Source organism: Ferruginibacter sp. (genome assembly GCF_049840995.1).
GTDB lineage: Bacteria > Bacteroidota > Bacteroidia > Chitinophagales > Chitinophagaceae > Ferruginibacter.
This window is the reverse complement of sequence record NZ_JASGIP010000008.1, coordinates 59,691-81,974: the sequence shown is the minus strand read 5'-3', so window position 1 is coordinate 81,974 and position 22,284 is coordinate 59,691. Positions and strand designations below refer to the sequence as shown.

The window sequence follows — 22,284 nt, the reverse complement described above, 5'->3', positions numbered from 1 at the left end:
ACCCGGAAATTAATGAGAGATACTAAATCTTTATCACTTTTATTGTTATCATCGGTGTTGTTCCTGCTGTCTATTATACTGCTGTGCACATGGGGTTATCAATACTATCACCAGATACAGGACGATAAGACAAAAACGCAGGCCGCTAAAACTGTTGCACCTACCATTCCGGATGGTACAAGAGATTCTCTCTTAAAGATATACCAGGTTACATTAAGCAGCCTGGATAACCGCCTGGATACGGCCTGGTATTATGCCGATTCTTTGAAAGGCAATCTTGATATCAACCTGAAAGAATTTTACCGCCTGCGGGATGAGATCGCGGCTTTACTGCAAACCAAAGCGCCTAATGCAGATGACCTCAACCTTGCCCGTAAAAAAATAATTGAACTGCAGCAAAGGGTTACCCAGCTCCGTTACCGTAACAGTGATGTGGAAGCGGAGAATGCCAAACTGCGTGCATTGCTGGAGCAATTGTCTAAAGAAACGCAGGGCATTGAAGATAACTCGAAGCAGATGGAGCGGGAGAATAAAACGCTTACTGCCAAAGTGAATTCGATGGTGTTTATGAGCGCTGCCAATCTTAACCTTTCTGCATTATCCAACAACGAACAGCAGGAAACGAATGAAGCCGGCCAGACAGAAAAACTGGTGGGTTCGTTCACTATTAAAAGCAATGTGAGCAGCAAATGTGATATTGTGGTGGTGGTGGTGCAACCCAACGGGCAGGTATTGCAGAAATCAGCGTGGGAATCGGGTAGTTTTGAAACAGCGGATGGTAAAAAAATATATTCCTGCAAACTGCATTGCGAAACTTCTAAAGGAGAACCCAAGCAACTTAACTTTTCTATTACCGCAGATAAATATTTAAAGGGTAATTACAGCCTGCAGGTATATCACAATGGTGTATTGATCGGCAGGGCCAGCAAAACACTTTCTTAAAGATAAATGCCTGCTATTAAGAATGCAGCACATAACAGCAGCAGTATTATCATCAAAGGATAAATGAACTTTAACCATGCTTTTAAACTTACGTTGGAGAGTGCCAATGCAGGTAATATCAATCCTGTTGGTGTAATGAATCCCATAATGCCCATTCCATACAAATAAGCATTCACAATTTCCCTGCCCGGCACGTTGATGATGATGGCCAATGCCCCCATGATGGGCATGGTTAAAACCGCCATGCCCGAGGAAGAGGAAATGAATAATGTAAAGACCATGTACAAACACATCAATATCACGATGAATAAGGCAGGCGGCATATTGCCTACCAGTTTTGCGGAATAATATAAAATGGAATCGCTGATATGTCCATCATTCAACACAATGGTAACGCCTCTTGCAACGCCCACAATAAAAGCCACTGCTAACAATTCTTTTGCCCCGTCGATGAATTGTGTCACGAATTTTTTCTCGCCCAGTTTTAATATAAAACCCAACAGTATGCTAGCAGCGAGAAAAAGTGTAGACATCTCAGTGAGCCACCAATCGAATTTTACCACACCGGTGATCATGGTGGCAAATGTTGCAAGAAAAAGCAGCAATAATAATTTTGTTCTTGTATCCAGTTTTGGTACGGCGTCGCCATCTTTTTCAATGGATGGATATAAAGATGGTACCGGGCCATCCACTTTCAGTACAATGGACCTGGAGGGATCCTTTTTTATTTTATTGGCATAACGAACGATGTACCATATAAAAATGATGGTGGATATTACTGCCATCAGCATTCTTTCCGTTAAACCATCCGCCCAATTCACCCCGGCTGCATTGGATGCAATGATGGTGGAGAACGGGTTGGAAACTGATGCCAGCGTGCCCAGTTGTGTGCCGCCGAATATTACTGCCACGGGTATCAGCAGGTCGTAACCCGCAGCCAGGAAAAGCGGCACCATGATGGGATAGAATACCATTGCCTCTTCTGCCATGCCATAGGATGCGCCTGCAAAGGAGAACAGGAAAGTGAGTATGATGATGAGCCACGATTCCCTGCCTTTCATGGTATGTGTGAGGGATTGTAAACCTTTTTCCATGGCACCCGACTGGTTGAAGATGTGCATGAAACCACCGATGACGAGGATGAATAAAATGATATCGATGGAATCCATGATGCCCTTGAGTGGGGCCTGCAATAGCGGAACGATGCCTTGCCCATTCCGTTCGAGTGCATAATAAGTGCCGGGGATGGAAACGGGTTTGCGAATGGCGCCTTCTTTAAATTTTAAAAGTGCTATTTTAATATGCAGGCTGTCTAATGTTTGTTGTGTAAAGGGGAGCGTACTGATGCTGTTGTTACCATTGACCACAAAATTATTGTTGTCGCCCACGGATAATGTATTGTATTTGCCAGCCGGTACCAGCCATGTTGCAATGGCGGCAATGATGATCACCACCATCAGGATGGTTATGGGAGAAGGCACTTTTTTGGTTGCAGCCATCAGTAAGATTTTATTAAAGTAAATAAAAATACTGAAAAAAACATTCTCTGTATTTTAGCAGCATGAAAGCAGCAACGATCAATGAACTGAAACAGGAATTACAGGAAATACAACCCGGCAAACTGGTAGAGCTTTGCATCAGGCTGGCACGTTTTAAAAAAGAGAACAAGGAGTTACTTACCTATTTACTTTTTGAAGCGCATGATACTGCTGCCTATATTGAAAGTGTAAAGCAGGAAATGCAGGACCAGTTTGAGGAAATGAATAAAAGCAATGTTTATTTTGTAAAGAAAACGCTGCGGAAGATATTACGCACTGCCGGTAAATATGCCCGCTACAGCGGTCTTGCTACAGTGGAAATTGAATTGCTGACCTTTTTTTGCAGGGAAATGAAAGCGCTGAACATCCCCCTGAATAAAAACCAGGTGCTGCTGAACATTTATAACAACCAATTGAAAAAGATCACCAAGGCAATATCAACCCTGCATGAAGACCTGCAATATGATTACCAGCGGGAAATAAACAAACTGACGGTTTGAATTTTAAACTATAAATTGCAAAACCGTTATCAACCGAACTATTTTTATGGCTTCTAAAAGCAATGCTGCTATAGGTTTTATTTTTATCACTGTATTGATCGATGTGATCGGTTTTGGTGTTATCATCCCGGTAATGCCCGATCTTATTTCTCAGTTAAAACATGTGCCCACCAATACAGCTGCCACTTACGGCAGTTGGCTGATGAGTGCTTACGCCGTTACGCAATTTATTTTTGCTCCCATTGTAGGAGGATTGAGCGATCATTTTGGCAGGAGAAAGATCTTATTAATTTCTTTGCTTGGTTTCGCTATCGACTATATTTTTTTGGCGCTGGCACCGAGTTATGAATGGCTTTTTGCCGGAAGGGTGATCGCTGGTATCACCGGCGCCAGCTTTACCACTGCCTCGGCCTATATTGCCGATATCAGCAATGCGGAGAACAGGGCAAAGAATTTCGGTATGATCGGGGCGGCTTTTGGTTTGGGTTTTATCATTGGTCCAGTTATTGGCGGTTTGCTGGGTAAATTCGGGTTAAGAGTACCTTTTTACGGTGCTGCTATTTTATGTGCTTTGAACTGGCTGTATGGCTATTTTGTATTGCCTGAATCATTGCCTGCAGCAAACAGGCGGCCTTTTTATATCAAGCGTTCCAATCCCTTGGGTTCTTTTAAGCAAATGAAAAAATATCCTGCCATCAGCTGGTTGCTGGTATCAGTATTTTTATTGTATATGGCCGTGCAGGCGGTTCAAAGCCACTGGAGTTATTTTGGTAAATACCGCTTTCACTGGGATGAAGCTACTATCGGGCTTTCGCTGGGAGAAGTGGGTTTGCTGGTGGCGCTGGTGCAGGGTTTGCTGATCCGTTTTATTAATCCTAAACTAGGTAATGAAAAAAGCGTGTATACGGGACTGTTATTTTATACTATCGGGCTGGTGCTGTTTGCTTTTGCAGGGCAGAGCTGGATGATGTTTGTTTTTTTGATCCCTTATTGCCTGGGCGGCATTGCCGGCCCGGCCTTACAATCCATTATGGCTGCCAAAGTACCGGCCAATGCGCAGGGCGAATTGCAGGGTATCATCACCAGCATTATGTGTATTACCGCTATTTTTGGTCCGCCGCTGATGAATAATCTTTTTTCTTTTTTTACGCATGATAAAGCGCCGGTGCATTTTCCAGGTGTGGCATTTTTATTAGGGGCGGTATTTATGCTGTCCAGCGCACTGGTGGCTTATTTTACGGTGCACAAAAATTATAATGAAGTACAGGTATGATAAACGATATCAAAGATTTTAAGAACGTTTTCTTTATCGGCATTGCCGGTGTGGGTATGAGCGCCATTGCGCAATACCTTGCCGGTATTGAAAAAAATGTGAGCGGCAGCGACCGTTATTTTAAAGCCGACGAATACAACGAAACAAAAGAAAAACTGGAAGCGGAGGGCATACAATGCTTTGTGCAGAACGGGGAGGGCATCACCAGTGCTACCGACCTGGTAGTGGTGTCTACTGCTATTGAAGATACCGTTGCCGAAGTGCAGAAAGCAAAGCAGCTGAACATTCCTATACTAAGGCGTAGTGAAGTGCTGGCTTTAATTGCAGCGAAGTAAAAAAACAATTGCCGTGGGTGGCACCAGCGGTAAAAGCACTACCAGCGCCATGCTGTTTGATATACTGCAATACGCCGGTTTGCAGCCCAGCATCATCAGTGGCGCCGGGCTTACCAGCATTATACGTGAAGGAAAGATCGGCAATGCGAAAGTGGGTGCGGGTGAATGGCTGGTAATTGAAGCAGATGAAAGCGATGGCAGTATTGTACAATATCATCCACAGGTTGGGTTATTGCTGAATATTGATAAAGACCACCAGGAGATCGACGAGCTGATGCAGATATTCGGCACTTTTAAGAACAATACCAAAGAATTGTTTGTAGTGAACCAGTCGAATGCTTTGGCAAAACAATTGTCGAAAAATGCCGCTAATGATTTTTCCTTGGAAGAAAATAGTGGTGCCGGGTATATTGCCACAGGATTTCACCAGGATGGCTTTGCTATTTCATTCAATATTGCGGGTACAGCTTTTCACCTGAATGCTATTGGCAAACACAATATGGAAAATGCGCTGGCGGCTACAACTGTAGCGCATCAATTGGGTGTAAGCGTGGATGACTGTGCAGCTGCTTTGAAAAGTTATGAAGGTATTTACCGCCGCAACCAGGTGCTGGGCAATAAGCATGGTGTGTGGGTGATTGATGATTATGCACACAATCCTGTAAAATGTGCGGCTGCTATTGCATCATGCCAGCCGGTTGCTGAAAAAGTGGTGGCGTGGTTTCAGCCGCATGGTTATGGACCCACCCGTTTTTTACGCAACGATTTTGTAAAGGAACTGGCAGCTGTGTTGCGGGACCAGGATGAGATCTGGATGAGCGAGATCTTTTATGCCGGTGGTACAGCGGTTAAAAATATTTCGGCCAACGACCTGATCAATGATATCAAAGCACTGGGCAAAAATGCTTTTTTTGTGGAAGACAGGAATGCATTTATTGAAACGGTAAGGCCGCATTTAGCTGGCAATGCTGTTTTATTGCTGATGGGAGCGAGGGACCCTTCGCTGGAAAGCTTCAGCAGGTCGGTTTTTGAAAAACTGTGATAGCACAGGGATAAATTATTTACATGACAACGCTTATTACCAATATACAACAACTGGTTGGCACGAGGGAGAAGAACGAACTGCTTTATGGCGCTGCACTGGCGCAACTGCCCTGTATTGAAAATGCTTTTGTGCTGATCGAGGATGGCATTATTGCTGACTATGGCGCTATGTACGAACTGGCCATAAAAGTACCGCAGCTGCCTAAGGATATCATTGATGCGGAAGGACAATTTGTACTGCCTTGCTGGTGCGACAGTCATACACACCTGGTTTTTGCTAAAAGCCGCGAGGAGGAATTCATTGATAAATTAAAGGGAAAGACCTATGCAGAGATCGCTGCAAAGGGAGGTGGTATTTTAAATTCTGCCGCCAGGCTGAATGAGACGAGTGAAGATGCTTTATTTTTATTTGCATGGAAAAGACTGGAAGAGATCAGTAAAATGGGTACCGGCGCTGTGGAAATAAAAAGCGGTTATGGGTTAACGTTAGATAGCGAACTCAAAATGCTGCGGGTGATAAAAAGATTGAAAGAACATTCCAGCTTAAGTATTAAAGCTACTTTTTTAGGCGCCCATACTTACCCGCAGGCTTATAAGGAAGATCACCAGGGTTATATTGACCTTATTATAAATGAAATGCTGCCGGTAATTGCCCGGGAAAAACTGGCAGATTATATTGATGTGTTCTGTGAGACGGGTTTCTTTTCACCTGCAGAGATGGAAACCATCTGCAAAGCGGGTATGCGTTATGGCTTAAAACCCAAGCTGCACGTGAACCAGTTGAACTCTATTGCTGGTATAGCATCGGCGGTGGATCTGCATGCTGTTTCTGTAGACCATTTAGAAACCATGACGGAAACTGATATTACTCAATTGCGCCAGGCCAGCGCTTCGCAGGGTATGATCGGTACTTTGTTACCAACTGCTGCTTTCTTTTTGCGCATGAATTACCAGCCTGCCCGCACACTGATAGAAAATAATTGTGCCATTGCATTGGCGAGTGATTATAATCCCGGTTCTTCGCCCAGCGGTAATATGAATTTTGTGGTGGCGTTGAGTTGCATACAAATGAAAATGCTGCCGGAAGAAGCCATTAATGCTGCCACCATCAATGGCGCGTATGCAATGGAGCTGCAGGAGGAAACGGGTAGTATCACGGTAGGTAAAAAAGCGAATCTTATTTTTACCCGGCCAATGCCTTCGCTGGCTTATCTTCCTTACGCCTTCGGTGATAACCTGGTGGATAAAGTAATGATAAAAGGAGAATTTATTTAAATGCCTGTTCGTGAAAAAAATGATCGCCATAATAATTGTGTTGCTGCTTCATCAGGAATTAACAGCGCAAATAGCTGACAGCAGTAATTGCCGGCAGTTTCACCGCGGAAAATTTTCCTATACCGATTCTTCGGGCAATACGGTCATGGTGGACCGGAAAAGACACTACCAGTACGATAAGAACCCCGCTACCGGGGTAAGATGGCAATACAAAATAAAATGGATCAATGATTGCCAGTATGAATTAACATTGGTAAGCACCAACAGCAAGGCTGTGAGGAAAAATAAATATAGTACTACAGGTGTGATCATTTCTAAAATACCGAATGCCAATAGCTACGAATATACCTGTGCATGTAAGGATGCCGATATGCCTAAAAATACAGGTGTAATGAAAAAGATCAACTAAACTAAAATAATACAGCCGATATGCAACTGATTGAATGTGTTCCTAATTTTTCTGAAGGTAATGACCTTAACATTATTAAACAGATCACTGACGAGATCGAAAAGATTGAAGGCGTGCGTTTGCTGAATGTAGATCCGGGGAAAGCCACTAACCGCACTGTGGTGACTTTTGTGGGTGAGCCATTACCTGTAATTGAAGCCGCTTTCCAGGCCATTAAAAAAGCCGGTGAACTGATCGATATGAGCAAACACAAAGGCGAGCATCCGCGTATGGGCGCTACAGATGTTTGCCCGTTGATACCCATTGCCAACATCAGCATGGAAGAAACAGCGAAATACGCACAGCAACTGGCTAAAAGAGTGGGAGAGGAAGCAGGCATACCGGTATACCTGTACGAAGCTGCGCAGCCCAAAAAAGAACGCAGCAATCTCTCAGTAATAAGAGCGGGTGAATATGAAGGGTTCTTTAAGAAAATAAAATTACCCGAATGGAAACCTGATTTTGGTCCGGCTGAATTTGATGCCAAAAGAGGCGGCACGGTAATTGGCGCCAGGGATTTTTTAGTGGCTTATAATGTGAACCTAAACACTACGAGTACACGACGAGCCAATGCCATCGCTTTTGATGTGCGGGAAGCGGGCAGGAATGTGGAAGAGAACGGTGTTAAGGTAAATAAACCGGGCACTTTAAAAAGCGTAAAAGCTATTGGATGGTTCATTGAGGAATATGGTGTGGCGCAGATATCGATGAACCTTACGAATATCAATATCACCCCCGTGCATATTGCCTTTGATGAAGTGTGCAAAAGCGCTACATCAAGGGGCATAAGGGTTACGGGCAGTGAACTGGTGGGGTTGATACCGCTGAAAGCAATGCTGGATGCCGGGAAATATTTTTTACAAAAACAACAACGCAGTATTGGCGTAAGTGACAAAGAACTGATCAGGATCGCCATTAAATCGATGGGACTGGATGAGTTGGGCGCTTTTAAACCGGAAGAAAGGATCATTGAATATTTACTGGCCGATAAAAGCAGCAGTAAACTGGTGAGTATGCCTTTGCATGATTTTGCGGATGAAACTGCCAGCGAAAGCCCTGCACCGGGTGGCGGCTCTATTGCAGCTTATGTTGGCGCACTCGGCGCTTCACTTGCTACCATGGTGGCCAATCTTTCTTCGCATAAAAAAGGATGGGATGAACGCTGGGAAGAGTTCAGCAACTGGGCGGTAAAAGGACAGCAATATAAAAATGAACTGGTAAAACTGGTGGACGCAGATACTGCTGCCTTTAATAAAATAATGGAAGCTTTCGGTTTGCCTAAAAGTACGGATGAAGAAAAAGCAGCCCGTACCGCAGCTATCCAGGATGCGACCAGATTTGCCATTGAAATCCCTTTTAAAGTAATGGAAACTGCCGCGGCCAGTATGGAACTGGTAAAAGCTATGGCCAGTATTGGTAATCCTAATTCGGTAAGCGATGCCGGTGTGGGCGCCCTGTGTATCCGCAGTGCGGTGATGGGTGCGTTCATGAATGTACGCATCAATGCCAGCGGTTATAATGATAAGAATTATGTGAAAGATATTATTGCCAAAGGAAAAGCAATTGAAGATGCGGTGATAGCTGCTGAAGCGGATGTACTGAAGATAGTGAATGAAAAAATAGGGGTGTAATCACTCTTTGTTTTTTGGTAAAGGCTGTATTATTTTTATTGAGGGATATATTTTTTACCGGTAAATCAACTGTCATGGAAAAAGAACATGAAAAACTTGAAGCCAAGTCATTAAGTGAATTCATCAAGATCGTTGACAGCATTCAAACCAGGTGGACGGAGAAAGAAGATGCGTATGTTTATCCCTGGTTCAGAGGGCACAGCCAGTGTACACATAAATTAATACCGGGATTATACCGCAATGATAAATTAGCGGAAAACGAGAACAGCTACCGGCACGATTTTCATCAAAAAGCATTTCCTTTTCTTGCAGACAGTACGTACAATGTAGTGCCTTCTTCTAATTGGGAATGGTATTTTGTAATGCAGCATTATGGTTTGCCTACCCGTTTACTGGATTGGACAGAAGGCAGTTTGATCGCTTTGTATTTTGCCTTGTTTTATAAAAATGATAATGATGAAAGTAATCCCTGTGTATGGGCGATGAATCCTTTTGATTTTAACCGCCAGCTGCACAACAGGGAAGAAATATTTCTTTTCTCGGATGCCAAAGTAAGATCTTATTTGCACGATATCTGGTCCGGCGAATCGCTTCCCAAAAAACCATTATTATTTCAACCTCCGCATAATTCAAAAAGAATATCAGCACAAAAAGGCTGTTTTATCATTTTCGGCAGCAACACCATTCCATTGGAGGAAATACCGGAACTGAAGGATTGCCTTATAAAAATTGAGATCAAATACTATTATATCGACCTGATAAAATCGGAGTTGGTAATGGCTGGTATTACGGAATCAACTTTATTCCCGGAGTTGAGCGGGCTGGCAAGGGAACTGAAGGAATACTGGAAACTGGATTAAAATACTTTTCAATTCATGTAATAAAATAACCAACTGATCACCTGCGATTTTCTTTATTGAAAAGCGCTTTATAATTTTAGCTCCATATCACTCATTCTTCCAAAACACTTATTGATGAAAAAATTATCGGTATTACTTTACACCTGTTTTATTATACAGGCAGGATTTGCACAAACGCAAAAAACATTTTCCACGCCTTACGGCAATAATCCCGCAGTTGGAAAATATGCAACCGTGAACGGTATTAAAATGTATTACGAAATCTATGGCGAAGGCATGCCGATGGTATTGATACATGGCAATGGTGGCAGTATTGCAGCGATGGCCAACCAGATCGATCATTTTAAAACAAAATACAGGATCATTGTTGCGGACAGCCGTGCACAGGGAAGATCGGAAGAAGGGAAGGCCAAACTTACCTACGAACAGATCACGGATGACTGGGCCGCTTTGCTTGATGAACTGCATGTGGACTCTGCTTATCTCTTTGGCTGGAGTGATGGTGGTATTGAAAGCTTATTAATGGCGATACGTCATCCGCAAAAAGTAAAAATGATGGCCATTATGGGCGCCAACCTGCAACCAGATAGTAATGCTGTTTATCAATGGGCCATAAAAATGGTGCAGAGCAGTGATAAATACCTGGACAGTATGATCGCAAAAAAAGATACTGCGTATAATTATGCGCTTTTCAAAAAACTGAATGACCTGCTGGGTAAACAACCGCATATTCCTTTACAGCAGGTGCAACAGATAAAGGCGCCCACACTGGTGCTGGCAGGCGATAAAGATGTGATAAAAGAAGCGCATACTTTACAGATATACCAGAACCTCCAGAAAGCATGGCTCTGCATTTTTCCCGGGGGCACACACATGATGCCCGAGACTGATCCTGAATTGTTTAATGCCACTTTAGAGAGATTTTTCAGCAAGCCTTATTACAGGCCGGATACGAAGATATTATTCGGGGTAAAGGATTAAAACAGTTGCTTCAATAAGCTGTTGTAAAGATTGGATTATGAGGCCGGTACTCTTTTTCTTATACCGGTCTCGTATTACATCTACAAGGCTTTCCCATCATAGTTTACGGAATGTTTTTGTATCGTGTTGCATCTTTGTACTGTTAAAGAAATCCACATATCCACTATCCGTTCTAACGTCCTTATCCTGTGAAAGCGAAAACCGATCCTGTGAATGCCGAACCGACTTTATGAAAACGGGTGCGCTGCAACAACAGCCATCTAACTAACCAATTTCTGTGAAAAGCCTTCAGCGATGAAGGTTTTTTCATTTTTAGCATTTGATAAAAAAGCGGAAATATTTTAACCGTTGGAAGCCTTTGTAATGGGGTTGTTATTTTCGTAACTGGCCGGAGGAATGATTTTGGCAGCTTCTTCTTTTATGATGTCCACCACCATGGCCCTGGAATTGTTCAATCCATGCCATTGTTTGCGTTCGCAAACTTCTGCCCAAAGCTTTTCGTAAAATGCATTGGTCCTCGATTCTTTCAACTGGTGAAAGATAGACTCTTTTTTCAGCGTGATGGTCTCTATTTCTGTATAGAAAGGAATGTAGTTGTCGAGTATGTATTCATTACCGGGTTGTTTATTTTCTTCCAGGTAAAATTTGTGCATGGTCTTGTTCACCTGCACCATGTTGTAAAAGCTGAGTATTTTATCTTTTGCGTTAGATCTTGCCTGCAGATCGTTTACCAGTAAATTATTGCAATAAACCGAAAGCGGTGCCGGTATATTGGGTATCAGTAAAAGGTCGGCTGCTTTAAAAATATTATCGTGCAATACAAATTTGCCCGGTGAGCAATCAATGATGCATACATCATAATCATCTTCCACTTCATCGAGCGTGATATTGATCAGGTCGTTGTTGATAAAATTCAGCGCCGTGATACGGGATGCTTTATTCATGAACTGGTCACTGAATTTTGAATCATTGCTGATCACGTCTATCTGGTAAGTATCGGTGGATTGTATTACTTCGTAAATGCTGATGTAACGATCGAATAATTTACCGTGGGTATTATCGTTCTGATTTTCGCGATTGAAAAAAAAGCTGCTGCCACCCTGGGGATCCATATCCCATAATAAAACACTGAGCCCTTGTTTGGCCAGCATACAGGAAAGGTTTACAGTAGTAGTGGTTTTGCCAACTCCGCCCTTAATGTTGTAGAGTGCAATTTTCTTCACGGGTATAAATCTAATAACAAAATCGCAAATTGCATATTAATTTATTGCAGTGGTTTTCTGCCCCCGTAAAACGCCATTAGAAAACCGGCTACAAAGCCTGTAGTACTGCGTTAAAGCGCCCCGTAGTATAACAAACCTATCTTTCCGATTTGCATTTTTTCTGCAATAGCAGCAGGGGGAGGCCGTTATGTGAAAAACCTTATTCGTGAAACAAATTTTACCCCTTATTTGTAAAGTACCGGCAATTGCTTTACTCTTCGTTTTACTAAGTAATTTTTCTGCAGCGCAGTTACCGGGCTTTATCAACCGCCAGGCCACCAGTGTGGCAGGGCGTGCCGTTTTAGATCCCAACAGTGATGGTTATACTTCAACCACTACTGCCGGTTTTGGCACCAACGATGTGGCCAATTCCGAATTGCTGTTCAACGGTATCAAAGCCTATCCTGTTGAACCTTTTGGTGATCTTACAAGAGGCCCTAATCATAATTTTTCTGATTTTGTACCCGACAGTTCCGGCAGCGGTGTGTACTATAAATTCACAGCTGCCCAGCAGGTGATATTCAGGATGCGTATGGGTTCAATCATGCCCGGTTCAAAGGGTTACAGCATTTTGATGGATACCGACGGAAAATTCGGCGCCAGCGGTACCAATGCAGATCCCAATTACCTGCCTGCCACCACCGGTGTTAACGGCAACCCCGGTTTTGAGATAGAGATCGTGCTGGAAACCAATTTCCGCATTGCTATTTATAATGTTGATGGCACTTCATCGCCGGTACTGGTAAAACAGTATACCAACTGGCAGGATATGTCACAGGTTTCTGTTGCTTCCACCAACGATAACGGAGACCCAGATTTTCTCATTGATTTTTATATTCCTTTTTCCGATCTGCAGGCAGCACCTTTTAATTTAACAGCCGCTTCCACCATCCGCATGACGGCCACAACAGTAATGTCGCCACAGGCTGCTATCGGCGGGCCACGTTCTGATATTTATGGTACGGCCGGCAGCACTTACGAAGATTTTATCAATGGACAGCCTGCCTGCTCCATTTTTACCACTACACCTTCGTGCCCCAGCACTATGTGTACAGCAGCACCGGTGGTAAATACACCGATAGGTACAGGCATTGTAAATATCAGCGGCAACTGGACCAAATCGTTATTGACAGGCGCTGCAACCACCGCCACCATCACGGTTTACAAAAACGGCATTGCGGTGGGTACTGTAGCAAATGTAAGTTCCGGCTCTACCTGGACGCTGAACAGTGTTGTATTGGTAAATGGCGATGTGATCACTGCAAAAGCGCAGGGTATTGGCGAAAGTATGTGCCTTATAAGTAATGCATTGACCGCATCTACCTGTGCAGCAGCCAATATACCGGCAACGCCTATACTAAGTTGTACAAGTGGCAGTAAAGGGGTAAGCGGTACTAATCTTGCTACCGGCTGGCTGGTACATGTAGATAATATCACCCGCAATGTGCTGGACAACAGCGTATCTAATTTGACCGGCTTGTTTGGTTCTTTGACTGGCACCACACCTAATATCAACTGGCTGTTCTCAGGCGGTTGCAGTTCGGGGGCGCCGCTTACTTCTGGTTCCTATAAAATTTATTATACAGATATCGTTACGGGCTGCAATTCATTACCTGCTTATTTCTGTGCTGCAGGTAATGGCGGCTCTGCTTTGGCTGGTACGCTTGCCGTTCCTGTTATCACTTCGCCTGTCGGCAGCGTATTCACCACGGCCACCAAAACCATCAGCGGCACTACCGATGCCAATGCAACGGTGTACCTGTACATCAATGGCATTAATGTGCAGACTGTTACTGCCACCGGTGGTATATTCAGTTTTACTAATTTAAATTTATTACAGGGCCAGCAATTATATATTGCTGTAGAGCTGAACACAGGTGTTGTTACCACCAGTAAGTGTGAGAATCAAACCGGTTTGTTCACCGTAGGTTGCTTTACACTTTCTCCATTGGTAAGTGCAGATAACAATAACCAGTTGACAGCAGGCGCAGCCATTACCGGTACTTCAACCGAACCTGCAGGCACCACCATCAGGGTATATACTGCAGCAGCTGTATTGGTTGCCACTACCACGGTACAGGCCAACGGCAGCTGGTCTACCGGCAATGCAGGTACCACGCCCGCCACTTATAATGCTGTTGCCGGTACATCTTATTATGCCACTGCGCAAAACGGCACCTGCGGCGCCAGTACCAACAGCGCCAGCTTTGCAGCCAGCACTGCCACTGCAGGTACCCGCTGCGGTACCATCAGCGGCGCCATTACTGCCGGCACCGGCAGTATTTCCGGTACACTCACGGGGTCGTTTACCACTACTACTGTTAACCTGTATCTTGATGGCCAGGTAATTGGCAGCACTACCACCAATAATACAGCCTGGGGGCCGATCACGGTGAATACAACGGTTACCAATACACTATATTCCAATGGAGTGCTGAGTATTGGTGTACAGGAAAGCAGCAAACAGGAAACGGGCTGTCCTTTATCAGCAGTTACCATCCAGTGTACACCGACACCGACTGCACCGGCTTACAGCATCAGCAGTGGTTCGGTAAACCAGTATCAAACCATTACTGTCAATATCACTAATGCAGTTACAGGAACGTTTTATGCACTGGCAGATTCTGCCACCGGTTTATCACTCGGTCAGGGCAAATGGGCTATTGCTAATGGTAATCTTAGTTTGCTTACCGATGCATTCAATACTGCCGGAACGTATAAAGTAAAAGTGAATGCCACTTCTATGAGCGGTGTTACTTTATGTTCGGCAGGATCCGCCACTGCAACTGTGGTGGTTAATCCTGTTATCCTGCCTTTATACCTTTCTGAATTCAGCGGGCGGAAAGATATTGCGGGTAATTTACTGGAATGGGTAACAGAAAATGAAGTGAATGTAAAGCAGTTCATCATTGAACACAGCACTACCAGTAATAATTTTACTGCCATTGGCAAAACCACTGCAGCAGGCACCAGCGCCGGCAGGAACAATTATAGTTTTACCGATGCCACACCTGCAACCGGGCTCAATTATTACCGCCTTAAAATGGTGGATAATAATGGCGCTTTCACTTACAGCAATATGGTGATCATCAATAACAGCAGCACGGCCAATATCATGGTGAGCAGCGCTGCCCCCAATCCATTTACAGAAAAGATCGTACTTACGGTTGTATTGAATAAAGCTGCACCGCTTACCCTGCAGGTAATGGATTATGCCGGAAGGATATATCTTACCAAAAATGCCGAAGGCAGAAAAGGTGTTAACAAGATAGAACTGGATGGCCTGGCAAAACTGGCACAGGGCATCTACACCGTTAAAATAAGCGACGCAGTAAATATATTACAGCAAAAGATCGTGAAGCTGCGGTAGAATTTACCAGGCAATTATAAGAACAGCAGGCTTTTCAGCCTGCTGTTCTTATTTTATAAAGTGGACAGGCAGCAACCACCGTACCGCTTAAATAAGCCCACAAAATCAACCTTCCTATTAGCACTTAAATGCATACCATCAATTGCTTTTACCCGCTCATCACAATTCTGCAGGTCAAATGAACGATTCATCAACTTTTATCTAAATTTGAATTTACCCGGTTTATACCGGTCATCAATTTTGAAACAAAAATTCATTATGAGAAGACATCTTTTTACAACGGCTTTCATTTCGTTGATAGCTTTTCCTGTATTGGCGCAGGATAAAAAAGTTTTAACTGCGGCAGATTACGACCAGGCGGTTAAGTTCCTGGGGCTTAACACCAATAAACTGGTGTACAATGCAGATGTACGCCCTGTTTGGCTGCAGGACGGCAGGTTCTGGTATTCAGTTACTACTGCCACCGGCAAACAATTTGTATTGATCAATCCTGCTGATGGCAGCCGGAAAACAGGCGCCGATCTTAAATCGATATTGCCCGATGCAGGCGCTGATAAAACACCCATGCCCGGTGGCCGTCGCGGTGGAGGAGGTGGTACAGAAGTAGCATCGCCTGATGGAAAGAAAACTGCGTTTATACGTGACTGGAACCTTTGGGTACGGGATGTGGATAGCAAAAAAGAAACACAATTGACGACTGACGGTGTAAAGGATTTTGGTTACGCAACGGATAATGCCGGCTGGAAAAAAAGCGACCGCCCGATATTGTTATGGTCACCCGATTCTAAAAAGATCGCCACATTTCAGCAGGACCAGCGCAATGTAAGTGATATGTATCTTGTAACCACCAATGTGGGTACGCCCAAACTGGAAGCATGGAAATATCCTTTGCCGGTTGATAAAGAGATCATACAGATACAAAGGGTGATCATTGAAGTGGACCAGCCTAAAGTGATCAGATTACAGATACCAGCCGATCCAAGAAGGGGCACGCTCTGCGATGATATTGCCTGCTCCGGTTCTTTTGATGATAACGAATGGAGCGCCGATGGCAGCAAGCTGGCATTTGTTTCTACTTCCCGCGATCATAAAGAAGAAAAAGTGAGGATCGCAGATGCTGCAACGGGTGTGGTAAAAGAGATCTTCCAGGAAAAAGTGGCCACGCAATACGAAAGCGGGCAGGGGAGTGTGAACTGGCATTTCCTGGCCAACAGCAATGAATTTATCTGGTATTCGGAAAGGGATGACTGGGGGCATTTATACCTGTATGATGCTAATACAGGAAAAATGAACCTGCAGATCACCAAAGGAGATTTCGTGGTTACACGTTTATTAAAGATCGATGAAAAAAGCCGCGTATTATTCTTTGAAGCGAATGGCCGTGAAAAAAATGAAGATCCTTATTTCAGTCATTTTTACCGCGTTGATTTCACCGGTAAAAATTTACAATTGCTGACACCTGAAAGTGGTAATCACACCATCAATCTTTCTCCCGATAATAAATATTTTACAGATAGCTATTCCAAACCCGATGTGCCACCGGTAAGTGTGGTAAGGGATATGAAAGGAAAATTAATTGCCACACTGGAAAAAGCAGATATCAGTAAACTGGTTGCTGCCGGATGGAAAGCGCCGGAACCCATCACCGTAAAATCAAGGGATGGCAAATGGGACCTGTATGGTTTAATGTTCACGCCTACTAATCTTGACAAATCGAAAAAATATCCTGTGGTGAATTATATCTATCCCGGTCCGCAGGGTGGTGGTGTTGGCAGCCGTTCTTTTTCCAGCGCACGCAGCGATCACCAGGCATTGGCTGAATTAGGCTTTATTGTAGTGATAATTGACGGTACGTGTAACCCTGACCGTTCTAAATCATTTCATGACGTTTGTTATGGTAACATGGGTGATAATACATTGGAAGACCAGATCAGCGGTATCAAACAACTGGCTTCCAGCAGACCGTATATGGACCTTGACCGTGTAGGAGTGTGGGGCCATTCCGGCGGTGGATTTGCCACTGCGGCAGCCATGTTCCGTTATCCTGATTTTTATAAAGTAGGTATTTCTGAATCAGGTAACCACGAGAACAGGAACTATGAAGATGACTGGGGCGAAAGATATATCGGCCTGTTAACGAAAGGTGATAACGGCAAGAATAATTATGAAGTACAGGCCAACCAGAATTTTGCATCTAATTTAAAAGGCAAACTGATGCTGGCACATGGTGGCATGGATAATAATGTACCGCCTTATAATACTTACCTGGTAGTGGAAGCATTGGAAAAAGCCAATAAAGATTACGACCTGGTGATATTCCCCAATGCACGCCATGGTTATGGACAGGACAGCTATTATATGATGCGCCGCCGCTGGGATTATTTTGTAAGATACCTGCAGGGCTCCGAACCGCCGAAAGAATTTAAAATAAGAACTGAATGATAAAAGGAAGGCCCCGGATACAGTCCGGGGTTTTTTATATAAAAAGTAATTGTACTAAGTATAAATTCGGTTTAAAATAGGGCCGCTATAGTTGTTTTATGACAGGTTGTTTTGTACATTTGAAACTCTGAAACCCATTAATTTTTACCTCTATGACACATTTATCCGTTCCACCCCGGTGGATCGTAAACCTTGAGACCGAGCAACTCAATAACGACAACACTTCCCATCCCTTTTATTTTGACGGAAAATTTGATGCACCGTTTGATATTCCTGTAGGTTATTCCTTTATCATCACCGATATCATTGTTAACCCGCTCAATACCAATTTTTCGCCCGAAGATTTTTTCCTGGCGCTGGTAACTATTGATGGCGGAAGATCGGTTACCGTGAGAGGTGACGGTCATTCTGCACACCTGCCATTGGCCGGCGGACTGGTGGTGCCGGGTCCGGATGTTTATTCACCCGGTATAAAAGGGCTTACCGGCCGCAATACCGCTTTCAGTACCGGACCGGTGGGCATTCAATTGCTGGGATATTTAGTAGCCACTGATACGGTGCTTGCAGTAGGACAATCATTTACATCTTAAGCAACAACTGATAGTTCAGCAGTTTTTCTTATTTTCATGAAAACTGGATATGAAGCAAACTGCGATAATTTGTTTATGGTTACAATTGTTGATGCTGTGTAAAACTGCCGGTGCCCAGAACAATACAGGTATTGATGTGCAGCACTACCGTTTTGAATTATCATTGTCTGATAATACCGATACGATCAATGGAACTGCAACCATTGGCATTCATTTTTTGCAAAACAGTAAACAGATCTCGTTAGACCTTGCATCCGTTAACAGCAGCGGAAAAGGCATGCAGGTAATGGCCGTAATGGTTGGCGGTAAAAAAAATACATTCAGGCAGGAAGCTGATAAACTGCGTATACCCGTTACAGTTAAATACGGCGATAGTACCGCGTTAACGATACAATACCGCGGTGTTCCTGCCGACGGGCTGATCATTTCGAAAAACATATTTTACAAGCGTACTTTCTTTGGCGATAACTGGCCCAACCGTGCCCGCTGCTGGTTGCCCTGCAACGATATTCCCGCAGATAAAGCCAGCCTGGAATTTATTGTAACTGCTCCTGCTCATTACAGCGTGATCAGTAATGGTATAAAAGTGGAAGAACGTTCCATCAATGACAGCACCAAATTAACGCACTGGAAAGAAGATGTGCCTTTGCCCACCAAGGTAATGGTGATCGGCGCCGCCAATTTTGCTGTAAGTGAACCTGTTTATGCCGGTACCGTCCCTGTAACCAGCTGGGTATATGCTGAGGATAAGGACCAGGGATTTTATGATTATGCAAAAGCAAAAGATATACTACAGTTCTTCAGCAACTATATTGGTCCGTATGGATATAAAAAACTGGCCAATGTACAATCCAAAACAAATTTTGGCGGCATGGAAAATGCCGGTGCCATTTTTTATTACGAGCAATCTGTTACCGGTAAAGGAAAAGTGGAGGACCTGCTGGCGCACGAGATAGCCCACCAGTGGTTTGGCGATATGGTTACCGAAACCAATTTTAAACACCTGTGGCTGAGCGAAGGCTTTGCCACTTATCTCACCGATATTTACCTGGAAGCGCAATACGGCAGTGATAGCCTGCAACGCCGCCTGGCGGATGAACGCAATAAAGTGGCAGCCTTTGCGGCAAGATCAACTGCTCCTGTAATTGATACTTCGTCTGATTATTTGAACCTGCTCAATGCCAATTCCTATCAAAAAGGCGCCTGGGTATTGCATATGCTGCGGCAGAATGTTGGCGACAGTGTTTTCCGCCAGATCATCTGGGAGCAGTATAAAAAATTTGCTGGCAAAAATGCTTCCACGGAAGACCTTATTGCTACAGCTGAAAAAATATCGCATAAAAAACTGCAACCCTTCTTTACCCAATGGCTGTACAAACCGGGCATCCCTGTATTGAACTGTACCTGGAACTATAATGCAGCGAAAAAAAGAGTAACGGTTTTAATTGAACAACAGCAAACCGGTGTTTTTAATTTTCCATTGGAGATTTTAATTGAGAGCGCCGATGGCAAACAACTTAAAACAGTGGTGGTACAAAAAAAGAGAACAGTAGTAAGTTTTACGGTAAAGAAAGCCGTGTCCGCTGTTATGTTTGATCCTGCTGTAAAACTATTATGGCAACCTTACACAAATAAATAGTTTTATTCTTTCATCAAATGTTTATTGAATCCTAGTTGTACTAAACGTTCAAACGCTTCCCAAACTTCTCCCGGAATTTCCTGGTAAACCTGGAAACCTTTTGCAGGATATTCTTTGATCCGCTGCAGATCGCCTACCATGATATTGATCACCCTTTCCATCGGTATCTCATCATTGGCATACTGGTCAAAAGGAATTTGCGGGGAAGTGACCAGCAGGTTTTTGCCGGGCCATTGCTTTTTAAAAGTGGCATAGGAGCGGCGTTCCATATAAGGCTTTTGCACCACGATAAAGTTTTGAAGGTTGAATCCCTTTTCCTGCAGCAATTGTTGGGTGAATAAAATATTCTCACCAGTATTGGTAGACTTGTTTTCTACCAAAATAGCCTTTTCGGGTACGCCTGACTGTTTGGCAATGGCGGCAAACTTATCTGCCTCACTTTCTGTCCACATGCCCTGCGTAAAATTGCCCAACCCGCCAGACATGACCACCAGCGGCGCCCAACCCTGCAGGTATAATTCTGCCGCCCGGTTAGCTACCCGCAGGTCGTGACTGCCGAGTGCGAGTATGCAATCCGATTTTTGTAATTGATGCCCCATGTGGTGATAATCCCATAATTGTTGTGCAAGTGCCAATACTTCCGGTGTGATCATATCAAAATCTGCTTTTTAAACAGGTGGCCAAAGATAAGAACAGTTTTTGTATAGGAAAATGCAGCATTTGAAACGCATACAGATATACAGGTAAGCGGAAATACTATTCCTTTCTTGTCACTAAATTGTAGATAGTAAGAATATTTTCCGGAGTAATATCAAGGTTCATCACCAGTTGATTAAGCTCCAAAAGTTCTGCAGAATTAAAATGATATTTTACCTTGACGGAGGCCAATAATTTGGTTGCTCCCTTAGCTTCCCTGATAAAGGCAATGACGGAATAGACTTCTTCCGTTTTACTGGTAAGCAAACTATAGGCGCCTGATGAGATTGTGCTGCATATTCCAGTTAACTTGTTAACGGCCACTCCGTATGCGCCACCGGCGAATATGTCTTCTTCAGGAGGTTGATTTTTATGGTCAACAAATATAAAATCGAAGTAAAAGCAATCGATATATTCCTGGGGATTTCTAATTGAATAGTATATACCGGGAAATATCTCTCCGAACGATTTTGCAAAATCTTCCGCTTTATTTTTTGCTTCTTCAATTGTCATTATCTATACAATTTTTATTGCGCAGTTAATTAAAAGACTGCCTGAATTCCAGCGGCGAAAAACTGGTTTTTGTTTTGAACAGTTTACTGAAGGATTGCGGATGTTCAAAACCCAGCTCATAAGCGATCTCGCTTACTGAAAGATCGGTGGTGGAAAGTTTTTCTTTGGCTTTTTCAATCAGCTTATCGTGTATATGTTGTTGTGTACTTTGGCCGGTAAGTGTTTTCAGCAGTCCGCTTAAATAATTGGGCGATACGTTCAGTGTTTCAGCAATGTACTGCACCGTAGGCAATCCTTTGCTGATCAGTTGTTCATCATTAAAATAATTGGCGAGCATGGCTTCCAGCCGGTCCAGTATACTATGGCTGGATATTTTCCGGGTGATGAACTGGCGCTGGTAAAAACGTTCGGCATAAGTAAGCAGCAATTCCAGTTGTGCAATAATAATATCCTGGCTGAATTTATCAATGTTGGAATGATGTTCCTGCTGTATGTTCTGCACAATGCCATTGATCACCGTTTCTTCCTTTGGCGAAAGAAATAATGCTTCATGTACCGAATAATCAAAATACTCATGCTTCCTGATCGTTTTTGCTAAATTGGTATTCCATAAAAAATCAGGATGGATCAGCAGGATCCATCCTGTATGTGTTGTTTTTGTATTAACGTTCACTTCCACACTGAACACCTGGCCAGGCGCTATAAAGAACAAAATGCCTTCATCAAAATCATATTCCTGCTGACCGTAGCGCATTTTTGCGGCAGCATTTCTTTTCATGGAGATAGAATAAAAATCCATCACCCAGCTTTTCAGGTGTGCTACGTGTTGAATGTCGGCATAATTGATCACGCTGATCAACGGATGCTGCGGTGCCGGCAATCCCCTTAAGCGGTGAAATTCGCTGATCGTCTTTATGCGGTATGGTTGCTGACTGGCCATGTGCA

General features: G+C 43.7%; 19 protein-coding genes. 14 read left to right on the top strand and 5 right to left on the bottom strand.

Annotation, left to right across the window (positions count from 1 at the left end):
• The first annotated feature begins 12 nt into the window (after positions 1 to 12).
• On the top strand, positions 13 to 942 hold the full coding sequence (locus tag QM738_RS21180; RefSeq protein WP_462278756.1) for a hypothetical protein: 930 nt from the start codon (positions 13 to 15) through the stop codon (positions 940 to 942).
• Here the strand turns inward: QM738_RS21180 and QM738_RS21175 are convergent.
• The gene (locus tag QM738_RS21175; RefSeq protein WP_462278755.1) at positions 939 to 2,441 is read right to left on the bottom strand and encodes a YfcC family protein; all 1,503 of its coding nucleotides are present in this window, start codon (positions 2,439 to 2,441) and stop codon (positions 939 to 941) included. The two genes, QM738_RS21180 and QM738_RS21175, sit on opposite strands and share 4 nt — an antisense overlap.
• Before the next feature lie 62 nt (positions 2,442 to 2,503).
• On the opposite strand from QM738_RS21175, the gene QM738_RS21170 reads away from it, so the two are divergent.
• The 9 genes from QM738_RS21170 (at position 2,504) to QM738_RS21130 (ending at position 10,827) form a co-directional block, all read left to right on the top strand.
• Positions 2,504 to 2,980 (top strand): hypothetical protein, encoded by a 477-nt coding sequence (locus QM738_RS21170; protein WP_462278754.1) that lies wholly within the window; start codon positions 2,504 to 2,506, stop codon positions 2,978 to 2,980.
• 46 nt (positions 2,981 to 3,026) lie between these two features.
• Positions 3,027 to 4,253: a TCR/Tet family MFS transporter gene (locus tag QM738_RS21165; RefSeq protein ID WP_462278753.1), complete on the top strand. Its 1,227-nt coding sequence runs from the start codon at positions 3,027 to 3,029 to the stop codon at positions 4,251 to 4,253.
• Positions 4,250 to 4,588 (top strand): Mur ligase domain-containing protein, encoded by a 339-nt coding sequence (locus QM738_RS21160; protein ID WP_462278752.1) that lies wholly within the window; start codon positions 4,250 to 4,252, stop codon positions 4,586 to 4,588. The genes QM738_RS21165 and QM738_RS21160 overlap by 4 nt, the downstream gene beginning before the upstream one ends.
• Before the next feature lie 13 nt (positions 4,589 to 4,601).
• Positions 4,602 to 5,630, top strand: a complete 1,029-nt coding sequence (locus QM738_RS21155; RefSeq protein ID WP_462278751.1) for a glutamate ligase domain-containing protein — start codon at positions 4,602 to 4,604, stop codon at positions 5,628 to 5,630.
• Between the two features lie 23 nt (positions 5,631 to 5,653).
• Positions 5,654 to 6,907, top strand: a complete 1,254-nt coding sequence (gene hutI, locus QM738_RS21150) for an imidazolonepropionase (protein ID WP_462278750.1) — start codon at positions 5,654 to 5,656, stop codon at positions 6,905 to 6,907.
• 19 nt (positions 6,908 to 6,926) lie between these two features.
• Positions 6,927 to 7,316 carry a hypothetical protein gene (locus tag QM738_RS21145; RefSeq protein WP_462278749.1) on the top strand — a complete coding sequence of 130 codons (390 nt, stop codon included), beginning with the start codon at positions 6,927 to 6,929 and terminating at the stop codon, positions 7,314 to 7,316.
• Between the two features lie 20 nt (positions 7,317 to 7,336).
• On the top strand, positions 7,337 to 8,986 hold the full coding sequence (gene ftcD / locus QM738_RS21140; RefSeq protein ID WP_462278748.1) for a glutamate formimidoyltransferase: 1,650 nt from the start codon (positions 7,337 to 7,339) through the stop codon (positions 8,984 to 8,986).
• 74 nt (positions 8,987 to 9,060) lie between these two features.
• On the top strand, positions 9,061 to 9,846 hold the full coding sequence (locus QM738_RS21135) for an FRG domain-containing protein (protein ID WP_462278747.1): 786 nt from the start codon (positions 9,061 to 9,063) through the stop codon (positions 9,844 to 9,846).
• A gap of 114 nt (positions 9,847 to 9,960) precedes the next feature.
• Positions 9,961 to 10,827: an alpha/beta fold hydrolase gene (locus QM738_RS21130; protein WP_462278746.1), complete on the top strand. Its 867-nt coding sequence runs from the start codon at positions 9,961 to 9,963 to the stop codon at positions 10,825 to 10,827.
• Between the two features lie 341 nt (positions 10,828 to 11,168).
• Here QM738_RS21130 and QM738_RS21125 read toward each other — a convergent pair whose 3' ends face one another.
• Positions 11,169 to 12,050, bottom strand: a complete 882-nt coding sequence (locus QM738_RS21125) for a ParA family protein (protein WP_462278745.1) — start codon at positions 12,048 to 12,050, stop codon at positions 11,169 to 11,171.
• Between the two features lie 205 nt (positions 12,051 to 12,255).
• Between QM738_RS21125 and QM738_RS21120 the strand changes: the two genes are divergently transcribed.
• The 4 genes from QM738_RS21120 (at position 12,256) to QM738_RS21105 (ending at position 20,130) form a co-directional block, all read left to right on the top strand.
• Entirely contained in the window at positions 12,256 to 15,459 is a 3,204-nt protein-coding gene (locus tag QM738_RS21120; RefSeq protein WP_462278744.1) for a T9SS type A sorting domain-containing protein, read from the top strand.
• Between the two features lie 258 nt (positions 15,460 to 15,717).
• Positions 15,718 to 17,901, top strand: a complete 2,184-nt coding sequence (locus QM738_RS21115) for a S9 family peptidase (RefSeq protein ID WP_462278743.1) — start codon at positions 15,718 to 15,720, stop codon at positions 17,899 to 17,901.
• Between the two features lie 152 nt (positions 17,902 to 18,053).
• A complete protein-coding gene (locus QM738_RS21110; RefSeq protein ID WP_462278742.1) occupies positions 18,054 to 18,491 on the top strand; it encodes a hypothetical protein in 438 nt (145 codons plus the stop codon).
• A gap of 49 nt (positions 18,492 to 18,540) precedes the next feature.
• Positions 18,541 to 20,130 carry a M1 family metallopeptidase gene (locus QM738_RS21105; protein WP_462278741.1) on the top strand — a complete coding sequence of 530 codons (1,590 nt, stop codon included), beginning with the start codon at positions 18,541 to 18,543 and terminating at the stop codon, positions 20,128 to 20,130.
• Positions 20,131 to 20,132: 2 nt separating this feature from the next.
• On the opposite strand, the gene QM738_RS21100 is transcribed toward QM738_RS21105, so the two are convergent.
• The 3 genes from QM738_RS21100 to QM738_RS21090 form a co-directional block, all read right to left on the bottom strand.
• On the bottom strand, positions 20,133 to 20,783 hold the full coding sequence (locus QM738_RS21100) for a YdcF family protein (RefSeq protein ID WP_462278740.1): 651 nt from the start codon (positions 20,781 to 20,783) through the stop codon (positions 20,133 to 20,135).
• A 103-nt stretch (positions 20,784 to 20,886) separates the two neighbouring features.
• Positions 20,887 to 21,339, bottom strand: a complete 453-nt coding sequence (locus tag QM738_RS21095) for a hypothetical protein (protein ID WP_462278739.1) — start codon at positions 21,337 to 21,339, stop codon at positions 20,887 to 20,889.
• Positions 21,340 to 21,364: 25 nt separating this feature from the next.
• Positions 21,365 to 22,279, bottom strand: coding sequence for a helix-turn-helix domain-containing protein (locus tag QM738_RS21090; protein ID WP_462278738.1), 915 nt, complete (start codon positions 22,277 to 22,279; stop codon positions 21,365 to 21,367).
• Positions 22,280 to 22,284 lie beyond the last annotated feature (5 nt).

Bases quoted from the DNA above. Each gene is read 5' to 3' on its own strand.
- QM738_RS21165 (WP_462278753.1), top strand. From the start codon at position 3,027: ATGGCTTCTAAAAGCAATGCTGCTATAGGTTTTATTTTTATCACTGTA.
- QM738_RS21105 (WP_462278741.1), top strand. From the start codon at position 18,541: ATGAAGCAAACTGCGATAATTTGTTTATGGTTACAATTGTTGATGCTG.
- QM738_RS21130 (WP_462278746.1), top strand. From the start codon at position 9,961: ATGAAAAAATTATCGGTATTACTTTACACCTGTTTTATTATACAGGCA.
- QM738_RS21175 (WP_462278755.1), bottom strand. From the start codon at position 2,441: ATGGCTGCAACCAAAAAAGTGCCTTCTCCCATAACCATCCTGATGGTG.
- QM738_RS21180 (WP_462278756.1), top strand. From the start codon at position 13: ATGAGAGATACTAAATCTTTATCACTTTTATTGTTATCATCGGTGTTG.
- QM738_RS21110 (WP_462278742.1), top strand. From the start codon at position 18,054: ATGACACATTTATCCGTTCCACCCCGGTGGATCGTAAACCTTGAGACC.
- QM738_RS21135 (WP_462278747.1), top strand. From the start codon at position 9,061: ATGGAAAAAGAACATGAAAAACTTGAAGCCAAGTCATTAAGTGAATTC.
- QM738_RS21145 (WP_462278749.1), top strand. From the start codon at position 6,927: ATGATCGCCATAATAATTGTGTTGCTGCTTCATCAGGAATTAACAGCG.
- QM738_RS21115 (WP_462278743.1), top strand. From the start codon at position 15,718: ATGAGAAGACATCTTTTTACAACGGCTTTCATTTCGTTGATAGCTTTT.
- ftcD (WP_462278748.1), top strand. From the start codon at position 7,337: ATGCAACTGATTGAATGTGTTCCTAATTTTTCTGAAGGTAATGACCTT.
- QM738_RS21095 (WP_462278739.1), bottom strand. From the start codon at position 21,339: ATGACAATTGAAGAAGCAAAAAATAAAGCGGAAGATTTTGCAAAATCG.
- hutI (WP_462278750.1), top strand. From the start codon at position 5,654: ATGACAACGCTTATTACCAATATACAACAACTGGTTGGCACGAGGGAG.
- QM738_RS21090 (WP_462278738.1), bottom strand. From the start codon at position 22,279: ATGGCCAGTCAGCAACCATACCGCATAAAGACGATCAGCGAATTTCAC.
- QM738_RS21160 (WP_462278752.1), top strand. From the start codon at position 4,250: ATGATAAACGATATCAAAGATTTTAAGAACGTTTTCTTTATCGGCATT.
- QM738_RS21100 (WP_462278740.1), bottom strand. From the start codon at position 20,783: ATGATCACACCGGAAGTATTGGCACTTGCACAACAATTATGGGATTAT.
- QM738_RS21170 (WP_462278754.1), top strand. From the start codon at position 2,504: ATGAAAGCAGCAACGATCAATGAACTGAAACAGGAATTACAGGAAATA.